Source organism: Micromonospora sp. C31 (assembly GCF_018070575.1).
Classification (GTDB): Bacteria; Actinomycetota; Actinomycetes; order Mycobacteriales; family Micromonosporaceae; genus Micromonospora.
This window is the reverse complement of record NZ_JAGPXN010000003.1, coordinates 25166-50674: the sequence shown is the minus strand read 5'-3', so window position 1 is coordinate 50674 and position 25509 is coordinate 25166. Positions and strand designations below refer to the sequence as shown.

The following is a 25509-nucleotide window of genomic DNA, read 5'->3' as shown; positions in this document are numbered from 1 at the left end:
ATGAGGTTGTCTTCACGCCACGCGGGATGGGGTGACGACAACCTCATGATCGACGGGCCCGGGGGCGGTGACGGACAGGCGGGCCGGGCGCGGCTGCCGGCGCGGGATCAGCAGCCGATCACCCAGTGGTTGGGGCCGGTCCGCTTGAGGGTGCTGGTGTAGAAGATGTTGTAGAGGCCCATCCGCTGGTTGGAGCCGTTGGCGTAGGCGTAGCCGCCGGAGTGGTAGGCGCGGCCGGCGGTGACGTGCGCGTAGTTGCTGGCCGTGACGCAGGTCGGGGCCGGGGTCGGGCTCGCCGTCGGGGAGGCGGTGGGGCTCGCCGTGGGAGAAACGGTGGGGCTCGCGGTCGGGGTGGGGCCGGGGTTAGTTCCGCCGTTCAGGCCGAAGAAGACCGCGTCGTGGTACGCCGAGCAGATGGTGTCCAGCAGGTACGCCCCGGCGGTGCCGCACTGCTCGGCCCCGGGACCGGGGTCGACCGGGGTGCCGTGGCCCATGCCGGAGACCCGGTAGAGGCGGACGTCGTTGCTGCCGTACACCTCCAGGCTGGTGTTGGCGGGCAGCGACGCGGTGCTGGTGGGGGTCTGCGACACGCCCCGGACGTTGGTCCACTGGTCGCGCAGTTCGGTGGCGTTGGCCGGCACCACGGTGGAGTCCGAGGTGCCGTGCCAGATGGCGACCCGGGGGCGCGGGCCGGTGTGCCCGGGGTACGCGGCCCGCACGAGGTTGCCCCACTCCTGCGGCGTCTTGTTCACCCCGCTGTACTGGCAGATGCTCGTGGAGGCGGGCGGGGAGCAGCGGTAGGGCAGGCCGGCGACGACCGAGCCGGCGGCGAAGACGTCCGGGTAGGTGGCGAGCATGACCGCGCTCATCGCCCCGCCGGCGGAGAGCCCGCTGACGAAGACCCGGCGGGCGTCGGTGCCGTAGTTGTTCCGGGCGTGGTCGACCATCTGCCTGATCGACAGCGCCTCGCCCGAGCCGCGGGTGATGTCCTGCTCCACGAACCAGTTGAAGCAGCTCAACGGCTGGTTGGCGCTGGACTGCTGCGGCACGATGAGGGCGAACTTCCACTGGTCGGCGAACTTCTGCCAGCCCGAGTTGGCGAAGTAGCCGGCCGCGTTCTGGGTGCAGCCGTGCAGCAGCACCACGGCCGGGGCTCCCGCCGGCAGGTTGTCGGGCCGGTAGGCGTACATGGCGAGGTTGCCGGGGTTGGAGCCGAAGTTGGTGACCTGGGTCAGGGTGGCGGCCTGGGCGGGAGCGGCGACGGCTGTCACCGCGGCGGCGGCGAGGACGGCCCCGGCGACCACGCCGGTCAGCCGGGCGAGCAGGGACGGGGAGCGGCGCACGGGAGCCTCCTGGGGACGGGGGTGTGAACTGGGTCACCCGCGAATTGCCGCGACGTTACGTCGATACGTCGATGTTGTGACATGGGGCACGCTCACACATTCCCGTCCCGAGGGATGTGCGTCCTGACCGGCCTGCCCCGGTGCGGTTGGTAACGTCCGCTGCGTGCCGACCTCCCCGTCCCTGGCGCCATCGCCGGCCCCGCCGCCCCGCGTCGTCCGCCACCGGCGGGCCGATCTGACCGTGGCGCTGGTCGCGCTGGCGCTCGCCGTCTGGGTGACCAGCGGGCTGTGGCGGGACCCGAACACCCGCACCATCACGGTCAACTCCAGCGACCAGGCACTCTTCGAGTGGCTGCTGGCCTTCGGCGGGCACGCGGTGACCCACGGCGACAACCCGCTCTTCACCTACCTGGTCAACGTCCCCGACGGGGTGAACCTCGCGGTCAACACCTCGATCACGGTGTACGCGGTGGTCTTCGCGCCGCTGACGTACCTCATCGGGCCGCCGGCCACGTTCCTGGTGATCCTCACCCTCAACCTGGCCGCCACCGCGCTCGCCTGGTACTGGCTGCTCTCCCGGCACCTGGTCCGCAGCCCGCTCGCCGCAGCCGTCGGCGGGCTGTTCATCGGCTTCTCCCCCGGCATGGTCTCGCACGCCAACGCCCACCTGAACTGGACGGCGGGCTGGCTCGTGCCGCTGCTGATCTGGCGGACCTTCGCGCTGCGCCGCTCCCGGCACCCCCTGCGCGACGGCGCGATCCTCGGCGTGCTCGTCGCCGTCGCCTTCTCCATCGCCGCCGAGGGGCTCTTCTTCACGGCGCTGGCGCTCGGCGTCTTCGTCGCCGTCTGGGCGCTGCACCCGGCCCGCCGCGCCGAGGCCCGCGCGGTGCTGCCGGCCTTCCTGCGCGGCCTCAGCGTCACCGCCGTCGTCGCGGGCGTGCTGCTGGCGTACCCGCTGTGGCTGCACTTCGCCGGGCCGCAGCGCTTCCACGGCACCGGCTTCGACGCCGTCATCCACTCCGAGGACGTCGTCGCCTACGCGGCGTACCCGCGCCGCTCGCTGGCCGGGGAGGCGGGGCTGGGCACCCAGCTCGCGCCCAACCCGACCGAGGAGAACTCCTTCTTCGGCATTCCGCTGCTGCTGCTCGCCGTCGCCTGCCTCGTGGCGCTGTGGCGCCGGGCCGACGCGGGCCGCCGGGCCACGCTCTGGGCGCTGGGCGTGACCGCCGCCGTCTTCACGGTGCTGTCGTTCGGCCCCGTGGCCAAGATCGACGGGCGGCGCGTCGACCTGCCGATGCCGTTCGACCTGCTCGGGCACCTGCCGGTGGTGAACGCCGCCCTGCCCGCCCGGCTGGCGCTGATCGTGGCGCCGGTGATCGGGGTGCTGCTCGCGTACGCCGTCGACCAGCTCCGCGCCGACCCGCCCCGGCGCCGCCGGACGCGGCTGGCCTGGTGGGCGGGGTTCGCGCTGGCGCTGCTGCCGCTGGTGCCGACCCCGCTGCTGACCACCGAGCGCGAGCCGATCCCGCGCTTCATCACCGCCGGAACGTGGCGGGAGTACGTCTCGCCCGGCGGGGTCCTCACCCCGGTGCCGCTGACCCTGGACGTCTATCCCGACGGCCAGCGCTGGCAGGCGTACGCGCTGGCGCACCGGCAGGGCGAGTTCGCGATCCCCTCCGGCTTCTTCCTCGGCCCCGGCGGCCCCGACGGCCGGGGGCGGATCGGCCCGGTGCCGCGCCCGTTCGGCGCGCTGGTGGACCAGGCCGGCCGCGGCGGGCTGGTGCCGATCATCACCGAGGGCAGCATCGAGGAGGTCCGCGCCGACCTGCGGCACTGGCGCATCGAGACGGTCGTGCTGGCCGACGAGGTGCACGGGGCGAAGTGGCCGGTCGACGAGGAGGCGATCCGACAGACCGTGACCACGCTGCTCGGCCCGCCCGAGCGGGTGGACGACGTGTGGCTGTGGCGGGTCCCGCAGGGCTGACGCGCCCGGGCCGGAGGCGGGTCCGGCCCGCCACCGGCAACGCCCGCCGGCCACGGGTGGCTCCGGTCGCCGCCGGCCCGCTCGTGAGCCGCGTCACCGCTGGTGACCGGCCGGTACGGGGCTAGGCTTGGCGGCGTGACCACGACGACCCCCGGCCTCACGGCCGTCCGCGCCGGTGTCCTCGACTACCAGGCCGCCTGGGACGAGCAGCGCCGGCTGCACGAGTCGGTGGTGGGCGGCGAGCGCGGCGACACCGTGCTGCTGCTGGAGCACCCGAGCGTCTACACCGCCGGCAAGCGCACGGAGCCGTGGGACCGTCCGATGGACGGCACCCCGGTCGTCGACGTGGACCGGGGCGGCAAGATCACCTGGCACGGCCCGGGGCAGCTGGTCGGCTACCCCATCGTGCGGCTGCCCGACCCGGTCGACGTGGTCGCCTACGTCCGCCGCACCGAGCAGTTCCTGATCGACGTCTGCGCCGAGTTCGGGCTCGCCGCCGGCCGGATCGAGGGGCGCAGCGGGGTCTGGGTGCCCGAGGACGACCGGGGGCCGGCCCGCAAGGTGGCGGCCATCGGCATCCGGGTCGCCCGCGGGGTCACCCTGCACGGCTTCTCCATCAACTGCGACTGCGACCTGGGGCACTTCGACCGGATCGTGCCGTGCGGCATCCGCGACGCCGGGGTCACCTCGCTCACCGCCGAGCTGGGCCGCCCGGTCACCGTGGCCGACGTGCTGCCGGTCGTCGAGCGCCACCTGCCCACCCTCGTCACGGCCTGACCGGTGCGGATCGACCTGGTCACGATCGTCGTGGCCGTCGATCATGAAGTTGTTGTCGTCGGCATCGGCGTGTCGTGACAACAACTTCATGATCAACGGAGCCTGGTGGGCGATCAGCGATACCCAGTGGGGGGTCCGGGGGGTGCTTACGGGGTCAGGCGGTGGAGGTCGCGGGGGAAGGCCGTGACCTCGCGGACGTTGGCCGCGCCGGTGAGGCGGGCCACGAAACGTTCCAGCCCGATGGCGAAGCCGCCGTGCGGCGGCATCCCGTGCCGGAACGCGTCGACGTAGCCGGCGTACGGCTCGACCGGCTCGCCGCGCACGGCGAGCGCCGCCAGGTAGTCGGCGTGCCGGTGCAGCCGCTGCCCGCCCGTCACCAGCTCCAGTCCGCGAAAGAGCAGGTCGAACCCGTTGGAGTACGCGGGCCGCCCCGGGTCCGGGTGGGTGTAGAAGGGCCGCTTCGCCATCGGGTAGCCGGTGACGAAGAGGAACTCCGAGCCGTGCTCCCGCCGCGCCCACTCGCCGAGCGCCCGCTCGTGCGCGGGGGCCAGGTCCGGCTCGTCGGCCGGCGCCCCCGCGATCCTGAGCGCCTCGGTGAAGTGCACGGCGGGAATCTCGGCCGGCACGTCCGGGGCCGACACCCCGAGGGTGGCGAGGGCGGCCCCGGCCCGCTCGCGTACCGCGTCGAGCATGCCGGCCACGGTGTGCCGCAGCACGGCCATCACGTCCCGGTGGTCGGTGACGAAGCCCAGCTCGGCGTCGAGCGAGGTGTACTGCGCCAGGTGCCGGACGGTGTCGTGCGGCTCGGCCCGGAACACCGGCCCGACCTCGTAGACCCGCTCGAAGACGCCGGCCATGAGCTGCTTGTAGAACTGCGGCGACTGCGCCAGGTACGCGGGCCGGCCGAACCAGTCCAGCCCGAAGACGTTCGCCCCGCTCTCCGTGGACGAGCCGACCACCTTCGGGGTGTGGATCTCCACGAAGTCGCGGGCGTCCAGCGCGGCCCGGAAGCCGGACACCGCCGCCGCCGAGACCCGCAGCGCCGCCGCGCGGGTCGGGTGGCGCAGGGCCACGGCCGCGTGGTCGAGCTGGGTGGGCAGGCTGGCGGCGAGCGCCGGCCGGTACAGGTCGAACGGCGGCGGTACGGCGGGCGGGCCGAGCGGTCGTACCGTCGGCGCGGTCAGCTCGACCCCGGCGGGGGCCGTCGGGTTCGCGACCACCGTGCCGGTGACCTCGACGACCGTCTCCTCGGTGAGTGCCTCGACCTCTGTGCGCACGGCCGGGTCGGTGACCACCACCTGGGCGAGGCCGGCGGCGTCCCGGACGATCAGGAAGGCCACCGACTTGAGCAGGCGGCGGCGGTGCACCCAGCCGGCGATCCGGACGGGCACGCCGACATGGGCGGAGAGTCGGGTGGAATGGATGCGTTGCACGGCGGGCTGCTCCTCGATCGATCGCAACGCCTGCGCCGCCCTGGGACGGCGAAGCATCGCCTCAGCCCCGGGGAGGTGTGGGCGAGCGGGAAACCTCGCGGTGCCACCACACCTTCGCCCCCGCGGACGGGGGCCTCGTTCGTCGCCTTTTCACCGGGGCCAGCCGGGCGGGCTCTACTGGGCGGTTAGGAAGGGGCCCTTCCTCTACCTGAGGCGTTAAGAAGGTGCCCTTCCTTGCATGCCGTTCTTCCCGCAGCTCGGGAGGGTCTTCGCGCGCCCGGTGCCAGACCGCCTCGCAGCAACCGGCGGCTCTCTCCAACTGGCGGGGCGGGGCGCTACTCGGCTCCGTCACAGCTCTGCCGGGCAAGCTAGCACCCCCACCGGCGCCCCTGTGACGGGTTTTTCGCCGGTCCCGGTGTCCGGCGTCACAAGACTGGCGGGGTGACGCCGGTCGCCCGCGCTGCATCGACGGCCGCCGTCGGGCGTAGGCTCGGTTCCGTGACGAGCGAGCACTCCGCGCCGACGACCGGCCAGGCAGCGCGCACGACGACGCCCGCCCCCGAGGGGCGGCGCCTCCTGCGGATCGAGGCGCGCAACGCCGAGACACCGATCGAGCGCAAACCGCCATGGATCAAGGTCAAGGCCAAGATGGGGCCCGAGTACACCCAGTTGCGGGGGCTCGTCACGCGCGAGGGGCTGCACACCGTCTGCCAGGAGGCCGGCTGCCCCAACATCTACGAGTGCTGGGAGGACCGGGAGGCCACCTTCCTCATCGGCGGCGACCAGTGCACCCGGCGCTGCGACTTCTGCCAGATCGACACCGGCAAGCCGGCCGAGTTCGACGCCGACGAGCCGCGCCGCGTCGCCGAGTCGGTGGTCTCCATGGGCCTGCGCTACGCGACCATCACCGGCGTGGCCCGTGACGACCTGCCCGACGGCGGCGCCTGGCTCTACGCCGAGACCGTCCGGCAGATCCACGCCCTCCAGCCGGGCTGCGGCGTCGAGCTGCTGATCCCCGACTTCAACGCGGTCCCCGAGCAGCTCGCCGAGGTCTTCGGCGCCCGGCCGGAGGTGCTCGCGCACAACGTGGAGACCGTGCCGCGGATCTTCAAGCGGATCCGGCCGGCGTTCCGCTACGAGCGGTCGCTGGACGTGATCCGGCAGGCCCGCGCCGACGGGCTGGTCACCAAGTCCAACCTGATCCTGGGCATGGGCGAGGAGCGCGCCGAGGTCACCCAGGCGCTGCGCGACCTGCACGAGGCCGGCTGCGAGCTGATCACCATCACGCAGTACCTGCGCCCCACCCCCCGGCACCACCCCGTCACCCGCTGGGTCAAGCCGGAGGAGTTCGTCGAGCTGCGCGAGGAGGCCGAGGAGATCGGCTTCGCGGGCGTGATGAGCGGGCCGCTGGTGCGCTCGTCGTACCGGGCCGGGCGGCTCTACCGGCAGGCGCTCGAGGCCCGCGAGGCCCTCCCGGTCACCGCCGGCTGACCCACCACCCAGGCCGACACGCCGGCACCGTTCGACCACGGGCCGCCGGGCAGGTGCCATGATCGACTAATGACGGCCGGGGTACGTCGACGATGGCGCGACGGGCGTCCCGCGCTCCCCTCCCCCGCCCGCCGGCACCGGCTGCCCACGGTCCTCGCCGTGCTCGCCGTCCTGGCCGGGATCGGCTACCGCCTCGGCCTGCTGCTGCACGAGACGCCGCCGACCAACAGCGACGAGGCCACCATGGGGCTGGCGGCGCTGCACATCTCCCGCGGGCAGGAGTTCCCCGTCTGGTTCTACGGACAGGCGTACATGGGGACCCTGGAGGCGTACCTGGCCGCGCCGGTGTTCGCGCTGGCCGGCCCGTCGACGCTCGGGCTGCGCCTGCCCACCCTCGCCCTGTACGCGGTCTTCGTCGTGCTCGCCTGGCGGCTGACGCTGCGGTTGACCGGGGACCGCTGGTTCGCCCTGCTCGTCGTGGCGCTGCTGGCGCTCGGCTCGGACCGGGTGGTGAAGAACCAGCTCATCGCCGGGGGCGGATACCCGGAGATGAACGCCGCCGGGGTGGCGCTCGCCGTGCTGGCGTACGACCTGGCGGCCCGCCGGCCGGGACGCCGGCTGCCGCGTTGGACGGCGTGGGGCTTCCTGGCCGGGCTGATGCTGTGGGTGGATCCGCTGGTGCTGCCGTACGTGGCGGCGACCGGCGCGGTGCTTCTCGCCTCCTGCCGGTGGGAGCTGCGGGGACGGGCCGGGGCGCTGCTCGGCGCCGCCGCGTTGGTCGGGGCCGGGCCACTGCTGGTGCACAGCCTCCTGACGGGGCGCGACCCGCTCGCGGCGGTGCTCGCGGCCGGCGGCTCCGGGCAGGCCGTCGGCTGGGCGGACCGGCTGCACGGCGGGCTGGTGCTCGGCCCGCCGCTGGGCATGGGCTTCTGCTCCCCGGGCCACTGCACACCCGGCCAGCTCTGGTGGGCGCTCGCCCTGCCGCCGCTGCTGGTCGCGGCCGCTCTCTCGGCCTGGCGCGCGCTGCGCCCACCCGCCGGAGATCTTGGACAGTTGCCGTTCGGGGCTGACGGCAACTGTCCAAGATCTCCAGCGGCGACGGAGCCGGTCGGCGGGGCGGTCCGGCTCGCCCTGGTGGCCGCCGCCGTCGCGACGCTCGCCGCCTACACCATCAGCAGTGCCGCGGGGCGTACCCCGGTGGAGAGCTCCCGGTACCTGTCCTGCCTGCTCATCTCCGTTCCGGCCCTGCTCTGGCCGCTCTGGCCGGCCGCCCGCCGCGCCGCCGGTGCGGGCACGGTCGAGGCGGAGATCGCCCGGAAACGCGGTGGGCCCGGGGCACGGTGGCGGGGCGTGGTGGGGATCGCGGCGGCCGTGGTGCTCGCCGCGACGCTGGGCACCGCCGCCGTGGCCACCGCCGGCGCGGTCGACGCCGCCCGGGCCGCCCGCGCCGCCGAGGCCCGGCACGCCGACCTGGTCGCCGCGCTGCGCCAGCGCGGCGTCCGGCACGTGTACGGCGGCTACTGGACCTGCAACCGGCTGATCTTCGCCACCCGCGAGGACGTGCTCTGCGCGGTCGTCGACGACGACCTGCGCCCGGGACACGATCGTTACCCGCCGTACGGCCGGGCGGTGCGCGGATCGGCCGCGCCGGCCTGGGTGGCGCTGGCCGGCTCGCCGCTGGCCGCCCGCCTCGACGAGCGCCGGCGCGCCGAGCCGGGCGCGTTCGACCTGGTCACCGTCCCCGGCTGGCGGATCTACCTGCCCCGCCGCTGACCGGCGCGTTCGCCCGGTACCGCGCACCGCCCGGCCGGGCCGGCGGGTGGCCGGGCGGCGGTGCGCAGCCGCGGGCGAGGCGACGTGCGGCGACCACTAGACTCTTCGGCATGGCAAAGCCCCAGGAGAAGGTCTCGTTCGGCCAGCGGCTGAAGCAGATCGGGATGGTGTTCAAGTTCACCGCCAAGCAGGACCGGTGGTTCGCGCCGTTGGCCGCCGGCGCGGTGCTGATCCCGCTCGCGCTCACCGTGGTCGCGGTCCTGCGCTGGGGCTGGCTCTGGCTGCCGCTGGGCATCCTGTTCGCCCTGCTCTGCCTGCTGATCGTGCTCAACCTGCGGTCCAACCGGGCGATGATGAACGCCGCCGAGGGGCAGCCCGGCGCGGCGGCCCAGATCATGGAGAGCATGCGCGGCGACTGGCGGGTCACCCCGGCGGTCAGCTCCACCACGCAGATGGACATGGTCCACCTGGTCATCGGCCGGCCCGGGGTGATCCTGCTGGCGGAGGGCAGCCCGCAGCGGATCCGCGGCCTGCTCGGCCAGGAGAAGCGGCGGCTGGCGAAGGTGATCGGCTCCGCCCCGCTCTACGACTACGTGATCGGCCAGGAAGAGGGCGAGCTGCCCATCCGCAAGCTGCGGATGACCCTGATGCGGCTGCCGCGCAACCTCAGCGGCAAGGACGTGAACTCGCTGGACAAGCGGCTCAAGGCGCTCACCGCGCGCCCGCAGATGCCCAAGGGCGCGATCCCGAAGAACATGCGACCCGCGCGCGGCGCGTTCCGCCAGACGCGGGGTCGCTGACCACGACGCGTACGCGCACAGGAGCCGGGCCCGTCCGAGGGACCCGGCTCCTGCCGCATTCTCAGGGGCGGGGGGCGTCGGTGACGACGGAGCCCGTGAGGCGGTCGTGCAGGCCTCGGCGGTGGCCGTCCATCAGCAGGGCCGGCACGACCAGGGCGAGCAGCAGACCGCGCAGCAGGGCCCGTGTCACCCCGATGCGGCCACCGTCGGCCCAGGCGACGCAGCGGATCTTCGTGATGAACATGCCCGGCGTCTGTGCGAAGAGCCCGAGGAAGAAGCCGTACTCGACGATCAGCACCAGCACGGGCGCCCAACCGTCGCGGACCGGGTCGGCGAAGATCCCGGCGGCGAGGAGGCAGAGCACCCAGTCGATCACCAGCGCGCCGAACCGGCGGCCCAGGCTGGGCGGGGTGAAGGCGGGATCCGACGCGGGCGGTACGGGGCGATCATGCGGGTTGGTCACAACGGTCAAGGGTATCCAGGTCGCATGGACGCATCCGGGACGACCGTCCGTGGCGGGGTGGCCGTGCGCCGGGCGCCGGGCGCCGTGCGCCGGGCGCCGTGCGCCGGGCGCCGTGCGCCGTGCGCCTGGCGAGGCAGGCCGCAAAAACGGGCGAAAGCGAGCAAGTGTCAATAGAATGGCACAGCCGATGGTGTCCCGCCGCGCGGTCCGGCCCGACCGGGCGGCACGGATGACGCTCCGCGAGGGACGTAACACGGCAGAAACACTCAAGACACGGCCGGGCAACCGCGCGGCCATAGCGTCGCCAGGAGCCTAGCCACCCGTGGACGTGCCAGGAGGACGTGTGTTCGCCAATCCCGAGGAACTCCTGCGATACCTCAAGAACGAGGACGTGCGGTTCGTCGACGTACGTTTCTGTGACCTGCCCGGCGTGATGCAGCACTTCAACCTGCCGGTCGAGTCGGTCGACGACGCCTTCTTCACCGAGGGCCTGGCCTTCGACGGCTCGTCGATCCGCGGTTTCCAGGCGATCCACGAGTCGGACATGCTCCTGCTCCCGGACGTCGCCACCGCCTTCATCGACCCCTTCCGGGCGCAGAAGACCCTCGCGCTCAACTTCTTCATCCACGACCCGTTCACCCGCGAGGCCTACAGCCGGGACCCGCGCAACGTGGCGAAGAAGGCCGAGGCCTACCTCGCCGCCAGCGGCATCGCCGACACCGCGTACTTCGGCGCGGAGGCGGAGTTCTACATCTTCGACTCCATCCGCCACGAGACCTCGGCCCACCAGTCGTTCTACTACATCGACTCCGTCGAGGGCGCCTGGAACAGCGGTCGCGAGGAGCCGGGCGGCAACCGCGGCTACAAGACCCCCTACAAGGGCGGCTACTTCCCGGTGCCGCCGGTCGACCACTACGCCGACCTGCGCGACAGCATCGTGCGCCGGCTGGTCGACAGCGGGTTCACCGTCGAGCGCTCGCACCACGAGGTGGGCACCGCCGGCCAGTCCGAGATCAACTACCGGTTCTCGACGCTGCTGCACGCCGCCGACCAGCTCCAGCTCTTCAAGTACATCGTGAAGAACGAGACCTGGGCCCACGGCAAGACCGCGACGTTCATGCCGAAGCCGCTCTTCGGTGACAACGGCTCCGGCATGCACACCCACCAGAGCCTCTGGCTGGGCGGCGAGCCGCTGTTCTACGACGAGACCGGCTACGCCGGCCTGTCCGACATGGCCCGCTGGTACATCGGCGGCCTGCTGCACCACGCCCCGTCGCTGCTGGCCTTCACCAACCCGACGATCAACTCGTACCGCCGGTTGGTGCCGGGCTTCGAGGCGCCGGTCAACCTGGTCTACTCGCAGCGCAACCGCTCCGCCTGCACCCGCATCCCCGTCACCGGCAACAACCCGAAGGCCAAGCGCGTCGAGTTCCGCGTGCCGGACCCGTCGGCCAACGTCTACCTGGCCTTCTCGGCGATGATGATGGCCGGCCTGGACGGCATCAAGAGCAAGATCGAGCCGCCGGCGCCGATCGACAAGGACCTCTACGACCTCCCGCCGGAGGAGTGGGGCGACGTCAAGCAGGTGCCGGGCTCGCTGTCGGCGGTGCTCGACTCCCTCGAAGCCGACCACGACTACCTGCTCGACGGCGGCGTCTTCACCCCCGACCTGATCTCCACCTGGATCGAGTGGAAGCGCACCAACGAGGTCGACCCGGTGCGCCTGCGCCCGACCCCGCACGAGTTCGCCATGTACTTCGACTGCTGACGCAGTCAGCGATCGCAGGAAGGCCCCGGGTCCACCCGGGGCCTTCCTCTTTGCCCCCTCGCCGGCAGCGGCCTGCGGCTCTCTGTCAGCTACGGTCTGCTACACAGGCCGCTACTGGCTGCATGCGCCGTCAACCCGATACCCCACAGGTATTTTTATGCCGCACAGGTATCAGCGTCCCGGCGCAGTGGTTCATCAGGCTTTACGCGCTTCCAGGTCTTCCGCCTGCCGGAACGCCGCCCAGGACAGTGACCAGACCGCCGGATACCTTCGCGTCCGTTATATTGCGGGCGTGGACACACCGCTGCGCGAACCCACCTTCCTGATCCTCACCGCGCTGGCCGGCGAGCCGATGCACGGCTACGGCCTGATCGGCGAGGTCGCCGCCCTCTCCGACGGGCGCGTGTCGCTGCGCCCCGGCACCCTCTACGGCGCGCTCGACCGGCTGACCGACGCCGGCCTGGTCGAGATCGACCGCGAGGAGGTGGTGGACGGCCGGCTGCGCCGCTACTACCGCCTCTCCCCCGCCGGCGACGCCACGCTGGGCGCCGAGACCGAGCGCCTGCGGCGCAACGTCGAGGCGGCCACCGCCCGGCTGCGCGCCCGCGCGGCCCGCCCGCTCGCCCCGCGTACCGCCGGGGGATTGGCGTGAGCGGCCTGGAGCGGCGCTACCACCGCCTGCTGCGGGCCTACCCGGCCGAGTACCGGCGGGCGCGCGGCGCGGAGATCGTCGGCACGTACCTCGACCTGGCCGGGCCGGGGCGGCGCTGGCCCTCGCCCGCGGACGCCGCGGACCTCGTGCGCGGCGGCCTGCGCCAGCGGCTGCGGGCCGCCGGGGCCGCCGACCTGGTCCCGGGCGTACGCCTCGCCGCCGTCCTCGCCTTCCTCACCGCGACCGCCCTGGCGGGGGTCTGGTCGGTGATGGAACTGCGCCCGCCGCCGGCGCAATGGGGCGTGCCGCACGCCGGGCCGTTCGTCTCGCTCGGGGTCGGGGTGTGGGGCGTCTGGTTGCTCGCCGCGGCGGTGCACGCGGTGGCACCGGGCCGGTGGACCCGCCGGGGCGTGGCCCTCGCCCTGCTGATCACGGTGGCGGTCGTGCCGGCGGCGGCCCTCGCCGGCCTGCCCCGCCCCCCGCTGTTGGTGCTGCTGCCGCAGGTCGGGCTGGGGCTGGTGGCGCTCGCCCTGCCCGAACGGCTGCCGGCGCGGCTCCAGGCGGCACCTCTGCTCGCCTTCGGCGCCGCCGGCCTCGCGGGCCTCAACCTGCTACCCCGCTACGGCGGCTACCACGGCTGGCCCGCGGAGCAGATCCTGCCCGGCACCGCCGTGGTGCTGCTCGTGGTGGTGCTGCTGCTCGGCATGGGGCTCACGCTGCGGGCCGACCACCGGGGCGGCTGGGCGTTGCTGGTGCTACTCACCCCGATCGGCCTGCTGTCGCTGCACATCCTGGCCGGGATGGCGGACGGCCTGCTCAATGGTGCGACCCGGCCGGGGTTGAGCGCGCTCGCCGCGACGGCCGTCGTGGTCGGGCTGGCCGGCCCCGCCCTGCTGCCGCTGACCATCGCCCTGCACAAGCGCATGCGCCGGCCCGGCCCGGTCGGACCTGACGCCCGTTGCCCGACCTGCGGCAGGCACCGCTGACCGTCCCGCACGCGTCACGTATAGACCTTGGAGAGACACGGCCCCTCCGGGGGCCCTTCCGTACCAAGATCTCGCAGCGGCAGACGCGGCGGGAGGGCGCAGGAAGGGGACGGGGCCTTTCATCAGTCCGGGCGCGCGGCACCGGTCCGGCGGAGTCGGAGCACGCCCCACACCGTGAGCCCGAGCGTCAGCGCGGTCATCGCCAGCGCGCCGGGTGCCTTGCTGAACCGGGCCAGGTTGGTGCCGTCGGGCAGGGTGAGGAAGGCCGCCGCCGCGCAGGGCGCCACGAACCAGGTCGTACGCGCCGCGGCGACGGCGAGCAGGGCCAGCGGCCAGGTGGCGTACCAGGGGTGGAAGACCGGGGCCAGCACGACCGTGGCGGTCAGCGCCAGCCCGGCCCCGAGCAGCGCGGCCCGGGGACGGGCGGCATCCGTGCAGGTCACCCCCTGCCGGACGCCGCCCGGGGTGCGGGCAGGACCGGGTCGGCGTTGGTCGGGTCGGCGCAGTCCCGACCAGGTCCGCCACCACAGCGCGGCCACCGCCACCGCGAGCAGCAGCAGCGCCGCCGCGCGGGTGACCGGCACCGCGCCCGGTTCCCGGCCGGCGAGCCCGCCCGCGTAGTCGACGACGAAGCCGACCGCCGTGGGCGGGGACGTCCACTGCTCGGAGTCGCCGCTGCGGGTCAGCCCGCCGACCCAGCCGAGGCCGAGGCCGGACAGCAGGGAGGTGACCGCCACCGCGCCGAGCACCCCGCCGGCCAGCCAGCCGCCGTGGCGCAGCAGCGCCCGCAGGGTGTGGCGGCCGGGCACGGCGGCCAGCGCCGCGAACGGCAGCACCACCACGGCGGTCGCCTTCACGGTCACCGCCAGCCCGAGCAGCGCCCCCGCCAGCAGCAGCGGCCCCGGCCTGCCGGGCCGGCGGACCAGCACCAGCAGACCCGGCAGGAGCAGGCCGAGCATCACCGCGTCGTTGTGCGCGCCGGCCACCAGGTGCACCCCGACCAGCGGGCTGGCCAGCACCAGCCACGCCGCCCGGCGGGTGGGCACGCCGGCCGCCCGGGCCAGCCCCGGCAGGCAGACGGCGGCCACCAGCACCCCGGCGACCGCGAGCGACCGGAACGCCACGACCGCGCCCACCAGGCCGCCGCCGAGGGTCACCGCGAGCGCGGCGAGCAGCACGAACACCGGCCCGTACGGTGCCGGCGTGTCCCGCCAGATCGGCGCGACCGCGTCCACCCAGGGGCAGCCGGCCTCGGCCACGCCCGTGGCGTACGGGTCGACGTCGTGCGCGTACGCCCAGCCCTGGCAGGCGTACGAGTAGACGTCCCGGCTGCCCAGCGGCGGCGCGGCCAGCAGCGGCAGCGCCCACAGCCCGGCGGTCCGGTACGCCCACCGCGTCGACGGCGCGCCCCGGCGCAGCACCCACCAGGCCCCGACCATCAGCGCGGTGCCGGCGAGCCACAGCGCGACGGTCCACGGCTCGTCGCCGAGGCCCGGCGCAGGGGTGGCCCGGGGCAGCGCCCCGCCGAGCCAGCCGGCGACGGTCAGCAGCACCGCCCCGACCACCCCGGCCCAGCGGGCGAGCCGGGCGGCACCGTTCGACGGTGGCGGCGGTGGCGGTGGCTGTGGCGGCGGCGGTGGCGACGGCGGAGGCCCAGGCGGCGGGCGGTCCGGTGGTGGTGGCGGGCGGTCCGGTGGTGGCGGAGGGCCGGACGGGGCCGGCGGAGCGCCGGGAGCGGTCACCGGCGGCCCTCTCCTCAGTCCACGGCGGCCGGCCTACGGGCCGCCCGGGCCGACCGTACCAAGCGGACCGCCACCACGATCACGAACAGCGTCATCAGCGGCGCCCCGACGGTCTTGGTGTACCGGGGCAGCCCCGTGCCGTCGGCGAGCACCAGGAACGACGAGACGATCGCGACGACCGCGAACCACCCGGTGCGCCGGGCCGTGGCCGCGAGCACAGCCAGCGGCCACACCCAGTACCAGGGGTGGTAGAGCGGGGCGAGCGCGACGGTGGCGGCCAGCGCCAGGCCGGCGTGCCAGATCGGCTCCCGGTTGCGCGCCCGCCACCACAGCCAGAGCAGCACCAGCGCCAGCACCGCCATGCCGATCCCCCGGGTGACCGGCAGCGGATCGCCGTGCCAGCCGAACGGCGCGGCCAGGTAGCCGACGGTCTGCCCCACCGCCGTGGGCGGCGAGGTCCAGGCGATCACCAGGCCGCCCTGCTCCAGCCCGGTCACCCAGCCGAGACCCAGGCCGGTGGCGAGGGTCGCGCCGACCACGGCGGCGACCGCCCCGCCGACCACCCACCCGCCGTCGCGCACCAGCGCCCTGATCGAGTACGTCCCGACAATCGCGGCCAGCGCGGCGAACGGCACCACGACCAGCGCGGTCACCTTGATCGCGGCGGCCAGCCCGAGCAGCACTCCCCCGCCGAGCAGCGGCCCGGGGCGGCCCGGCCGGGACACCACCACCGCGAGCCCGGCGACGAGCAGCCCCACCATCAGCGCGTCGTTGTGCGCCCCCGAGACCAGGTGCACCCCGATCAGCGGCGAGCCCAGCGCCAGCCAGACCGCCCGGCCGGCCGGTACGCCGCAGCGGCGGGCCAGCACCGGCAGGCTGGCCGCCGCCAGCCCGAGGCCGACCACGGCGAGCAGCCGGAACAGCACGATGCTGCCGACCAGCGACCCGGTCGCCTTCACCACCGCCCCGGCGAGCAGCACGAACAGCGGCCCGTACGGGGCGGAGGTGTCCCGCCAGATGTGCGAGACGGTGTCCAGCCACGGGCACGGCAGTGCCGAGACGCCCTGCTCGTACGGGTTGAGACCGCCGGCGTAGCTGGCGCCCTGGCAGGCGTACGCGTAGACGTCCCGGCTGCCCATCGGCGGCGTGAGCAGCAGCGGCAGCAGCCAGAGCCCGACGGTGAGCAGCGCCCAGCGGGTCGACGGCACCCGGTCGCGCAGCGCCCACCAGGCGTAGGCCATCGCGCCGGTGCCGACCGCCCAGGTGGCGATGATCAGCGGGCCGTACGGGCCCTGCCAGATGCTGACCGGGGTGGGGCGCAGGTCGCCGTGGGGGAACGCTCCGCCGAGGAACGCGGCCACGGCGAGCAGGGTCGAGCCGGCGAGGCCGAGCCAGCGCGCGAGGTGGTGAGGCACGCCCGACATGCTGCCAGTACGGTGGTTCGCGGTACGGAGGTGGGCATGCGGCGCAGTCGGGTGGTGGCGGTGGCCGTCAAGGTGGCTTGGGCCGACGCGTACCCCGTAAAGGGCACGTCTTCGCCTGCTCCCGGGCGTAACCGATCATGTCGGTGACGCGGACGGTGCCGGCGGGAATTGCGGCTCCGAATCCCCTCTAGGGGGCGGCTACATTACTCAGTACCGAGTGTGTGCGGGCCCAAACAACACCGACCAGGAATGCAGCTCCTGGTATAACGCCTAGCGAATTTGCCCGACGGCGCATGCCGGCCGCACGCGCCCGTCGACAACAGGAAGCCTGTTCGTCGACGGGCGCGGCATTGTCATTTCCATCCAGGTAAGCAGAGTTTCGCAACATTCGCGAACTCGATTGGTCAGCAGCGGCTCTCCGGTAGGAGTTTGCTGGAGATGTAAAAGCTGCCGGGAACACGAACCCTGACTTCGGTCCAGCCATCAGCCCCTGGCCGCAGGCACCCGTTCACCCCATTCAGGGAAAGCCAGCGCGACCACCGCACCCGGACCGGCACGTCCCCGGCCTCGTCTACCCTGAACCACACCCTGGCCTGGTCAGAAGCAACCAGCCGACCCGGAGCACCCACCAGGGGCGTTGGATCGGACACGGCGTACAGGCGCCAGTTCGCGTTACGCCAGACCTCACGAAGGTAGGGCTGACCGGCAAGGACCAGTTCGGCCTCGTCCCGCGCCCACCGATCGGGCGGAGCGTCGGGCGCTACCGCGACGTACTGGACCGCGTTGCGGCGAAGCCAGTCCGCGTAGGAGTCGGCAGTCAACTCGTTCACGTAGAAGAGGGCATTTCGGTCCGTATCGACCTGTCGTTCCCATCCGCGTGCTAACAGGACGGTCGACGACAGATACGCGGACTCCCAGTGGTCGCGCAGCGGCACCACCTCGACCCTGCCCACGGGTCGATGTCTGGTGAGCTCGTCGGCGAGCGGCCAATAGAACGCAGCGGTGCTCTCCGCGGAGCCTGCGCGCGTCACGTCGTTGACCATCACCGGGTTCTGCCACCAGACAGTGGCGACGAGAAGGCCAGCCAGCCACGGCCCGCGCACCGAGGCGTACCCGCCGAGCAGTGGCAGCGCGAAGAGCATGGGCAGCCGCAGCGCATTGGAACCGACCGGACTGGGCAGGTAGAAGGCGGCGACCAGCAACACCACCGTGAGCAGCGCACCGATACGCAGGGCCCGGCGCCGCCGGCCGACGAAGACGTACACCAGCATCGTCAGGGCGACGTTGATCCGCATCGACTCGGCCGAGTACGGCTGGGTGCCGCCGTTGCCGAACAGCACGGCCATCGGAGCGAGCGCGAGCGCTGGCGCGAGGCAGAGAACCAGGCTCTCGGTCAGCGGGTGGTCGGCCCGCCGTCCACCGGGCAGTGGCCGTCCCGGACCGTCACCCCGGCGCAAGGCGGCCAGCAGCAGCGCGGTGCCGGCCAAGCCGGTAAAGAGCCCGGCGACCGGGCTAGCCCAGGTGGCAGCCGCGGCGAGCAGGGCGGCCAGAGTCAGCCGCACCGGCCGGATGATCCACTCGGCGCTGACCGCACAAAGGGCGAGCAGCCCGAACGCGAGACCGACGGCAAAGGTGATCCGACCGCTGGCCAGGTTGCCGACCAGCACCACTGCGCCGAGCACCCCAGCCAACGCCGGCCGGCGAGCTTGGTGCCGGACGAACAGCCAGCCCAGGGCCACCGAGCCCAGTACGGCGGCAAGCGCACCCAGGGGCCGTACCCCGAGCCACGCGCCCAGCCGGCCGGTAATCAGGCTGTAGCCGAACTGGTTGACCCCGCCGTACCACGAGAAGTCGATGGGCGTGAAGCCGTGGCGGGCGGCGAACCCGGCGCGGGCGGCCTGCGCCGCCAGGTCGGTGCCCATGGGCGGCGTGAGCAGGAACGCCCCGGCCAGCACGACCGATACCCCGAGCGTGCCGAGCAGGGTGCGTCGGGCGTCTCGCGTCGCGGCCATGTCCCCCCGCCGTCCGGGGGTTGCGGGCGGTTCAGCGATGTTCGTCGGGGAAGTGCCCCGGTTGGTCGGCATCGAGCAGTCCTACCACGTCAGCCGGCCGACGGCCGGGCCGGGGCGACGGACACCGCTTCGGCCCTTGTTGCCGATCCGGCAACATTGCTTGCTCCTTCCGCCGCCGGCGCGCACGATCGGGACGGCAGGTCACGAGGCAGCGCAGCAGGAGGACGAGACGTGCACCATGACGCGACGACCGGCGGGCACCGGCACGACGACACCAGGGCGGCCACCGGACACGACGGGCGGCGGCAGCCCGACGTGGACGAGGAGACCGCGCGGTTCTGGGAGGAGCACTACGGGCGGCACGAGCGGGTCTGGAGCGGCCGGGCGAATCCGATCCTGGTCGACGTCGCCGGCTCGCTGCCGGCCGGCACCGTGCTGGACCTCGGCTGCGGGGAGGGCGGCGACGCGCTCTGGCTGGCCGGGCGGGGCTGGCGGGTGACCGCCGTTGACGTCTCCGAGACCGCCCTCGCCCGCGCGGCCGAGGAGGCGAGTGCCGCCGGGGTCGCGTCCCACATCGAGTTCCGCCGGCACGACCTCACCCGCACCTTCCCGCCCGGCGAGTACGACCTGGTCTCCGCGCAGTTCCTCCAGTCGCCGTTGGAGTTCCCCCGGGCGGAGCTGCTTCGGTCGGCGGCCCGGGCCGTGGCCCCCGGCGGCCGGCTGCTGATCGTCGAGCACGGCGAGGTCCCGCCATGGGGGCGGCACGACCACGCGCACGCCCGCTTCGCCACCCCGCAGGAGACCCTGGCCGCGCTCGACCTCGACCCCGACCGGTGGGACACCGAGCGGCTCGACGCCCCGCGCCGCCAGGCAACCGGCCCGAACGGCGAGACCGGCGAACTGGTCGACCACGTGGTGCTGGTCCACCGCCGCCGCTGACTTCCGCGGCGAGGCCCGGCCGTCCGGCAGGGCTCAGCCGTCGAGCACCCGTTCCATCGCCATCCGCGAGCGGCGGCAGGTGCGCAGGTATTCGTCGAGGAACTCGCCGGGGTCGTCGCGGCCCAGCAGCCGGACCACCCCGGCCAACTCGACGCCGTGCCGGGGCAACTGGTCGCCCTCCCGGCCGCGGACCAGCATCAGCGCGTTGCGGACCTGCGCGGCCAGCGTCCAGCCGGCCGCCATCTCGGTGGCGTCCGTCGGATCGACCAGACCCGCGTCCCGGGCCGCCGCGAGGGCGTCGAGCGTACGCGTGCCGCGCAGCTCCGGCATCGCCCCGGCGTGCCGGAGCTGCAGCAGCTGCACCGCCCACTCGACGTCGGCGAGGCCACCCCGCCCCAGCTTGGTGTGGGTGGCCGGGTCGGCGCCCCGGGGCAGCCGCTCGTGCTCCACCCGCGCCTTGATCCGGCGGATCTCCACCACCTGCTCGCGGCTCAGCCCGTCGGCCGGATAGCGCACCGGCTCGACCATCGCCTCGAACTCGGCCCCGAGGTCGGCGTCGCCGCAGACGAACCGGGCGCGCAGCAGCGCCTGCGCCTCCCACACCTTCGACCAGCGGGCGTAGTACTGCGCGTACGCGGCGAGGCTGCGCACCAGCGGGCCCTGCCGGCCCTCCGGACGCAGGTCGGCGTCGACGCCCAGCGGCGGGTCGGGCGCGGGCATGCCGAGCAGCCGGCGCAGTTCCTCGGCGATCGCGCGGGCGGCGCTGGCCGCGCCGTCGCCCGCGCCGGCCGGCGCGTCGTAGACGAAGAGCACGTCGGCGTCGGAGAGGTAGTTCGACTCGTATCCGCCGAGGCGACCCACCCCGATCACGGCGAAGCGCAGCCCCGGCACGGGCGGTCGGGCGGCCCGGGCGGCCCGCAGCGCGGCGGCCAGGGTGGCGTCGGTGACGCCGGCCAGGGCGGTGCCCACGGCGGTCACGTCGGCCAGCCCCAGAGCCGCCCGAGCGCCGTCGGGCCGGGGCGGCGACGGGGCCAGCGAGCCGGCCCGGCTCAGCAGGTCGGCGCAGGCGATCCGGACGAGTTCCCGGCGGCGCAGGGCGCGGATCGCGCGGGTGGCCTCGACCGGGTCGGCGTGCCGGGCCGCAGCGGCGGCGAAGCCCTCGCAGAGGACCGCACGGGGACGGGGGGTCAGCTCGCTCTCCTCGGCCAGCATCCGCAGCGCCTCCGGCTCGCGGGCCAGCAGGTCGGCGGCGTAGCGGGACGAGGAGAGCACCCGGGCCAGTCGGCGGGCCACCGGCCCGGAGTCGCGCAGCAGGCGCAGGTACCAGGGCGTGCTGCCGAGGGAGTCGGAGACCTGCCGGTAGTTGAGCAGGCCACGGTCCGGCTCGGGGGCGTCGGCGAACTCGCTGAGCAGCACCGGCAGCAGGGTGCGCTGGATGGCGGCGGTGCGGCTCACCCCGCCGGTGAGGGCCTGGAGGTGACGCAGCGCCCCGGCGGGGTCGGCGAAGCCGAGGATCTCCAGCCGGTGCCGGGCCGCCTCGGGGGTCAGCCGCAGCCCGTCGGCCGGCACCCGGGCCACCGACTCCAGCAGCGGCCGGTAGAGCAGCTTGGCGTGCAGGCGGCGTACCTCGGCGCTGTGGGTGACCCACTCGGCGCGGAACTCCTCGACGGCGCTGCGGCCCGGCGTGGCGGTGTGGCCCAGCGCGGCGGCCAGCCAGCGCAGCGCGGCCGGCTCCGTCGGCACGGTGTGGGTGCGGCGCAGCCCCTGGAGCTGGAGGCGGTGCTCGACGCCGCGCAGGAAGCGGTAGCCGCGCAGCAGTGCCTCGCCGTCGGCCCGGCCGACGTAGCCGCCGGCGACCAGCGCACGCAACGCCGGGATCGTGCCGGGCACCCGCAGCGACTCGTCACCCCGGCCGTGCACCAGTTGCAGCAGCTGCACGGCGAACTCGATGTCGCGCAGCCCGCCCGGGCCGCGCTTGATCTCGCGCTCCAGCTCCTTGGGCGGAATGTTGTCGATGATCCTGCGCCGCATGGCGCGGACGTCCTCGACCGCCTCGGGCCGCTCGGCGGCCCGCCACACCAGCGGGGCGAGCTGGTCGGTCCACTCCCGGCCCAGCGCCAGGTCGCCGGCCGCCGGCCGCGCCTTGAGCAGCGCCTGGAACTCCCAGGTGCGCGCCCAGCGCCGGTAGTAGGCGACGTGGCTGGCCAGCGTCCGCACCAGCGGCCCCCGGTTGCCCTCCGGGCGCAGGGCGGCGTCGACCGGCCAGGCGACCAGCCCGCAGACGTGGATCAGCCGGGTGGCGACGGTGGTGGCCGCGGCGAGGTCGTCGTCCTCGGCGGCCACGAAGATCACGTCGACGTCGGAGACGTAGTTCAGCTCGTCGCCGCCGCACTTGCCCATCGCCACGACGGCGAGCCGGGGCCGGGGGGTGCCCGCCGGCAGCTCGCCGACCGCGATCTCGTACGCCGCCGTCAGGGTCGCGTCGGCCAGCGCGGAGAGCGCGGCCATGGTCTGCTCCAGGCCCCGGCCGCCGGTCAGGTCGGCCGCCGCGATCCGCAGCAACGCCAGCCGGTAGGCCTTGCGCAGCACCGCCACCGGCTGCCCCTCGCCGGACAGGTCGAGCCGCCCCTCGGCGGTCGGCGCCAGCCCGTCCGCAGCCGTGCGCAGGGCCGGCCACTGGTCGGGATTGGCGACCAGGTGGTCGCCGAGCGCGGCGGAGGCGCCGAGGACGGCGATCAGCCGGCGGCACAGGCCGGCGTCGTCGGCGAGCGCCGCCAGCAGCGCCGACGGCGCCTGCTCCGGGGCCATCCGAGGCTCGGCCTCGATCGGCGTCCCGGGGTGGTCCTTCCCCCGGGGACGACCCGCGGTGGCGCCGGTGCCGTTCGCGGCCACCCGGCGCTCGGCCTCGACGATGCGGTGCAGCTGGCGCAGCGCCAGGTCGGGGTCGGCGGCCCGGGAGAGCGCGGCGAGCAGCTCCGCCGCCCGGTCGTCGGCGGGTTCCTGCGCGTCCGGCCGCCACAGCCCGAGCCCGTCCGGGCCGAGCAGGTCGGCGGCGCGGGTGGCGCCGGCACCGCCGTCGGTGCCGAAGCCGTAGCGGGCGAGCCGTCCCGCGGCCCTGGCCGGCCGGCTCATCACTGCCCGAGCAGGGGCAGGCTACGGCGGGGCGTGGCGTCGTCCAGCTCGCCCAGGGCCAGCGCGGCGAACCGGGCGGCGAACGGCTGCCAGACCTCCTCGACGTCGACCATCACGTCGTGGCAGGCCGCCACCACCAGGTCGGGGTCGTAGTCCAACTCGCGCAGCAGCGTCGAGTCGGCGGCCCAGTCGGCGATCATCGCGGTGTCGCACTCGATGTGGAACTGCAACCCCCAGGCCCGGTCGCCGAGGCGGAACGCCTGGTGGGGATAGCGGGTGGAGGCGGCCAGCAGGGTGGCGCCCCGGGGCAGCTCGGTGATCTCGTCGGCGTGCCACTGGAACACGTCGGGCATCAGCGGCACGTAGCGGAACAGCGGGTCGGTGTCGGCGGCGTCGCGCTTGCCGACCACGCAGGGCCCGACCTCCGGACCGCTCGGGCTGCGTACGACCTCGCCGGCGTGCGCGGTGGCCAGCAGCTGAGCGCCGAGGCAGATGCCGAGGGTCGGCACCCGGTGCCGGACGGCCTTGCGCAGCAGCCCCTCCAGCGCCGGCAGCCAGGGCGCGCCGGGCGACCCGTCGGGCAGCGGGTACGGCGCCAGCGCGCCGCCGAGCACCACCAGCGCCGAGTAGCCCGTCAGGTCGGCGGGAATCTCGTCACCGGCGTGGGCGCGTACGACCGACAGGTCGAGGCCGGCCTCGGTCAGCCACTCCCCCAGCCGGCGGACGTCGTCGGTCGGGTCGTTCTCGATCACCAGCGCGGTAGCCACGACGTCGAGGCTAGCCGGTGCCCCCGACGCACTCCGGAACGCCTCCGCCGGGCGCGGCGGTGACGGGTGGCCCGGTGCGTGCCCGGCACCGCGCCCACGCGACTAGGCTCTGCCGCTGTGCCCGACCACGCCCGCCCGAGCCCCGCCACCGCCGTACGACCGCCCGCGCTGCGGCCCGGCGACAGGGTGATGCTGGTGTCGCCGTCCGGACCGACCCGGCCGGAACGGGTGGCCCGGGGCGTCGAACTGCTCACCGGCTGGGGGCTGCGGCCGGTGCTGGCGCCGAACGCGTACGCCCGGCAGGACTACCTCGCCGGCGCGGACGAACTGCGTGCCGCCGACCTGAACACGGCGTTCGCCGACCCCGAGGTGCGCGGGGTGATCTGCACCCGGGGCGGCTACGGCGCACAGCGCGTCGTCGACGCGATCGACATGGCCGCCGTACGCCGGGACCCGAAGGTGGTCGCCGGCTTCTCCGACATCACCGCGTTGCAGTTCGCGCTCTGGCGGGGCGCCCGGCTGGCCGGCGTGCACGGCCCGGGGGCGGCCTGGTCGCCCGAGCGCACGCCGCTGCGTTCGGCCGAGTCGCTGCACGCCGCCCTGATGACCACCGAGCCGGTCACGGTGCGCGCCGTCGCCGAGGAGGAGACCTTCGGAGTACGCGTACCCGGCCGGGCCACCGGTCCGCTGCTGGGCGGCAACCTCTGCCTGGTCGTGGCGTCGCTGGGCACCCCGGACATGCCGGACCTGACCGGCGCGGTCCTGCTCGTCGAGGACGTCCAGGAGCCGCCCTACAAGGTCGACCGGATGCTCACCCAGCTCCGCCGCGCCGGAGCCCTGGACGGGCTGGCCGGGGTGGCGGTGGGGCAGTTCACCGGCTGTGCGGACGGCTGGTCGGTCGGCGTCGCCGACGTGCTCTCCGAGCGCCTGGGCGACCTCGGCGTACCCGTCCTCGGCGGCCTCCCGATCGGTCACGGCCCCGGCCAGCTCACCGTCCCCGTCGGCACCGAGGCCACCCTCGACACGGCCACCGCCACCCTCACCGTCGCCCCCGCCGTCCGCTGACCCGGGTCAGGGAACCAGCTGGGCCAGGGCGCCCGTCTCCAGGGCCACCCAGACCGTGGCGTCGAGCGCCACCGTGAGGCCGTGGGGCTCGGAGGCCGGGGTCGGCAGGTCGTGGGTGGTGATCGCGCCGTCCGGGGCGACGTGCCCGATGCGGTTGCCGCCCCACTCGGTGTACCAGCAGCCGCCGGCCGGGTCGGCGACGATCGCGTGCGGCCGGGCGGACCGGTCCGGCAGCGGGTACTCGGTGATCCGCCCGTCCGGGGTGATCCGGCCGAGCTGACCGGCGCCGATCTCGACGAACCAGAGCGCCCCGTCGACGCCGGCGGTGATGCCGACCGGCGCGGCCCCCTCGGTCGGCAGCGCGTGCAGGGTCACCTCGCCCGCCATGTCGATCCGACCCACCGCGTTCGCGCGGTTGAGCGTGAACCAGACGGCCTCGTCGGGCCCGGCGGCGACCATCGAGGCGAAGCCGCCGCTCACCGGCAGCGGGAACCGCGTCTGTTCCCCGTCGACGGTGACCCGGCCGATCGCGTCGGCGTTCATCGCCGCGTACCAGAGGGCGCCGTCGGGACCGGCGGCGATGCCGCAGGGGCCGGTTCCGGCCGGCAGCTCGACGGCGCTCAACTCGCCGCCGGTGGTGATCCGGCCGAGCCGGTCGTCGCCGGAGCGGGTGAACCAGAGAGCGCCGTCGGGGCCCGGGGTGATGATCAACGGCCGGCTGTCGGCCGCCACCGGCCAGGTGCGCGACTCGCCGTCCGCGCCCACCCGGGCGATCCCGCCGGCATGGACCAACGTCAGCCACAGCGCGCCGTCGGGGCCGACCGTGATGCCGTACGGGCCGGTGCCCGCCCCGGTCAGCGGAACCTCCCGGATCTTCGCGGACGTCGTCAAGAGGGTCACCTTCCGTCACCTGCTCCGCCCCGGCGGGGCCCTGCCGACCGCACACCCTCGCCGCCCG

The 25509-nt window shown here is 74.5% G+C and carries 18 protein-coding genes and 1 pseudogene; 10 read left to right on the top strand and 9 right to left on the bottom strand.

What is annotated here, in order from left to right; genetic code table 11:
• Nucleotides 1-107 precede the first annotated feature (107 nt).
• On the bottom strand, nt 108-1343 hold the full coding sequence (locus KBX06_RS06815) for a PHB depolymerase family esterase (protein ID WP_210833368.1): 1236 nt from the start codon (nt 1341-1343) through the stop codon (nt 108-110).
• A gap of 163 nt (nt 1344-1506) precedes the next feature.
• Between KBX06_RS06815 and KBX06_RS06810 the strand changes: the two genes are divergently transcribed.
• Entirely contained in the window at nt 1507-3327 is a 1821-nt protein-coding gene (locus KBX06_RS06810) for a DUF3488 domain-containing protein (RefSeq protein WP_210833367.1), read from the top strand.
• 135 nt (nt 3328-3462) lie between these two features.
• On the top strand, nt 3463-4104 hold the full coding sequence (gene lipB, locus KBX06_RS06805) for a lipoyl(octanoyl) transferase LipB (protein ID WP_210833366.1): 642 nt from the start codon (nt 3463-3465) through the stop codon (nt 4102-4104).
• Nucleotides 4105-4250: 146 nt separating this feature from the next.
• Here the strand turns inward: lipB and aspS are convergent, their stop codons facing one another.
• Nucleotides 4251-5537: an aspartate--tRNA(Asn) ligase gene (gene aspS / locus KBX06_RS06800; protein WP_210833365.1), complete on the bottom strand. Its 1287-nt coding sequence runs from the start codon at nt 5535-5537 to the stop codon at nt 4251-4253.
• Nucleotides 5538-5978: 441 nt separating this feature from the next.
• Between aspS and lipA the strand changes: the two genes are divergently transcribed.
• The 3 genes from lipA to KBX06_RS06785 all read left to right on the top strand — a co-directional run bounded on the left by lipA (nt 5979) and on the right by KBX06_RS06785 (nt 9601).
• The gene (gene lipA / locus KBX06_RS06795; protein WP_210833364.1) at nt 5979-7028 is read left to right on the top strand and encodes a lipoyl synthase; all 1050 of its coding nucleotides are present in this window, start codon (nt 5979-5981) and stop codon (nt 7026-7028) included.
• Between the two features lie 69 nt (nt 7029-7097).
• Nucleotides 7098-8801, top strand: a complete 1704-nt coding sequence (locus tag KBX06_RS06790; protein WP_210833363.1) for a hypothetical protein — start codon at nt 7098-7100, stop codon at nt 8799-8801.
• Nucleotides 8802-8911: 110 nt separating this feature from the next.
• A complete protein-coding gene (locus KBX06_RS06785) occupies nt 8912-9601 on the top strand; it encodes a DUF4191 domain-containing protein (protein ID WP_210833362.1) in 690 nt (229 codons plus the stop codon).
• A gap of 61 nt (nt 9602-9662) precedes the next feature.
• Here the strand turns inward: KBX06_RS06785 and KBX06_RS06780 are convergent, their stop codons facing one another.
• Complete coding sequence (locus KBX06_RS06780; protein WP_210833361.1) at nt 9663-10064, bottom strand: RDD family protein; 402 nt, start codon at nt 10062-10064, stop codon at nt 9663-9665.
• 343 nt (nt 10065-10407) lie between these two features.
• Here KBX06_RS06780 and glnA point away from each other — a divergent pair, with 343 nt between their 5' ends.
• The 3 genes from glnA (at nt 10408) to KBX06_RS06765 (ending at nt 13470) form a co-directional block, all read left to right on the top strand.
• Complete coding sequence (glnA, locus tag KBX06_RS06775) at nt 10408-11832, top strand: type I glutamate--ammonia ligase (RefSeq protein WP_210833360.1); 1425 nt, start codon at nt 10408-10410, stop codon at nt 11830-11832.
• 292 nt (nt 11833-12124) lie between these two features.
• The gene (locus KBX06_RS06770; RefSeq protein ID WP_210833359.1) at nt 12125-12484 is read left to right on the top strand and encodes a PadR family transcriptional regulator; all 360 of its coding nucleotides are present in this window, start codon (nt 12125-12127) and stop codon (nt 12482-12484) included.
• Nucleotides 12481-13470: a hypothetical protein gene (locus tag KBX06_RS06765; protein WP_210833358.1), complete on the top strand. Its 990-nt coding sequence runs from the start codon at nt 12481-12483 to the stop codon at nt 13468-13470. The genes KBX06_RS06770 and KBX06_RS06765 overlap by 4 nt, the downstream gene beginning before the upstream one ends.
• Nucleotides 13471-13592: 122 nt before the next feature.
• On the opposite strand, the gene mptB (KBX06_RS06760) is transcribed toward KBX06_RS06765, so the two are convergent.
• The 3 genes and pseudogenes from mptB (KBX06_RS06760) to KBX06_RS06750 all read right to left on the bottom strand — a co-directional run bounded on the left by mptB (KBX06_RS06760) (nt 13593) and on the right by KBX06_RS06750 (nt 18648).
• Nucleotides 13593-15035 (bottom strand): polyprenol phosphomannose-dependent alpha 1,6 mannosyltransferase MptB, encoded by a 1443-nt coding sequence (gene mptB / locus KBX06_RS06760; RefSeq protein ID WP_374225584.1) that lies wholly within the window; start codon nt 15033-15035, stop codon nt 13593-13595.
• Nucleotides 15036-15226: 191 nt separating this feature from the next.
• A pseudogene (mptB, locus tag KBX06_RS06755) lies at nt 15227-16642 on the bottom strand (polyprenol phosphomannose-dependent alpha 1,6 mannosyltransferase MptB); the annotation flags it as partial.
• A 398-nt stretch (nt 16643-17040) separates the two neighbouring features.
• Nucleotides 17041-18648 carry a hypothetical protein gene (locus tag KBX06_RS06750; protein ID WP_247685373.1) on the bottom strand — a complete coding sequence of 536 codons (1608 nt, stop codon included), beginning with the start codon at nt 18646-18648 and terminating at the stop codon, nt 17041-17043.
• A gap of 231 nt (nt 18649-18879) precedes the next feature.
• On the opposite strand from KBX06_RS06750, the gene KBX06_RS06745 reads away from it, so the two are divergent.
• Nucleotides 18880-19587 (top strand): bifunctional 2-polyprenyl-6-hydroxyphenol methylase/3-demethylubiquinol 3-O-methyltransferase UbiG, encoded by a 708-nt coding sequence (locus KBX06_RS06745; protein WP_210833586.1) that lies wholly within the window; start codon nt 18880-18882, stop codon nt 19585-19587.
• Between the two features lie 33 nt (nt 19588-19620).
• On the opposite strand, the gene KBX06_RS06740 is transcribed toward KBX06_RS06745, so the two are convergent.
• Nucleotides 19621-22719 (bottom strand): bifunctional [glutamine synthetase] adenylyltransferase/[glutamine synthetase]-adenylyl-L-tyrosine phosphorylase, encoded by a 3099-nt coding sequence (locus KBX06_RS06740; RefSeq protein WP_210833568.1) that lies wholly within the window; start codon nt 22717-22719, stop codon nt 19621-19623.
• Nucleotides 22719-23486, bottom strand: a complete 768-nt coding sequence (locus KBX06_RS06735; protein ID WP_210833355.1) for a type 1 glutamine amidotransferase — start codon at nt 23484-23486, stop codon at nt 22719-22721. The genes KBX06_RS06740 and KBX06_RS06735 overlap by 1 nt, the downstream gene beginning before the upstream one ends.
• Before the next feature lie 189 nt (nt 23487-23675).
• Here KBX06_RS06735 and KBX06_RS06730 point away from each other — a divergent pair, with 189 nt between their 5' ends.
• Nucleotides 23676-24551 carry an LD-carboxypeptidase gene (locus KBX06_RS06730; RefSeq protein WP_210833567.1) on the top strand — a complete coding sequence of 292 codons (876 nt, stop codon included), beginning with the start codon at nt 23676-23678 and terminating at the stop codon, nt 24549-24551.
• Nucleotides 24552-24557: 6 nt separating this feature from the next.
• Here KBX06_RS06730 and KBX06_RS06725 read toward each other — a convergent pair whose 3' ends face one another.
• Nucleotides 24558-25442, bottom strand: a complete 885-nt coding sequence (locus KBX06_RS06725; RefSeq protein ID WP_210833354.1) for a virginiamycin B lyase — start codon at nt 25440-25442, stop codon at nt 24558-24560.
• Nucleotides 25443-25509 lie beyond the last annotated feature (67 nt).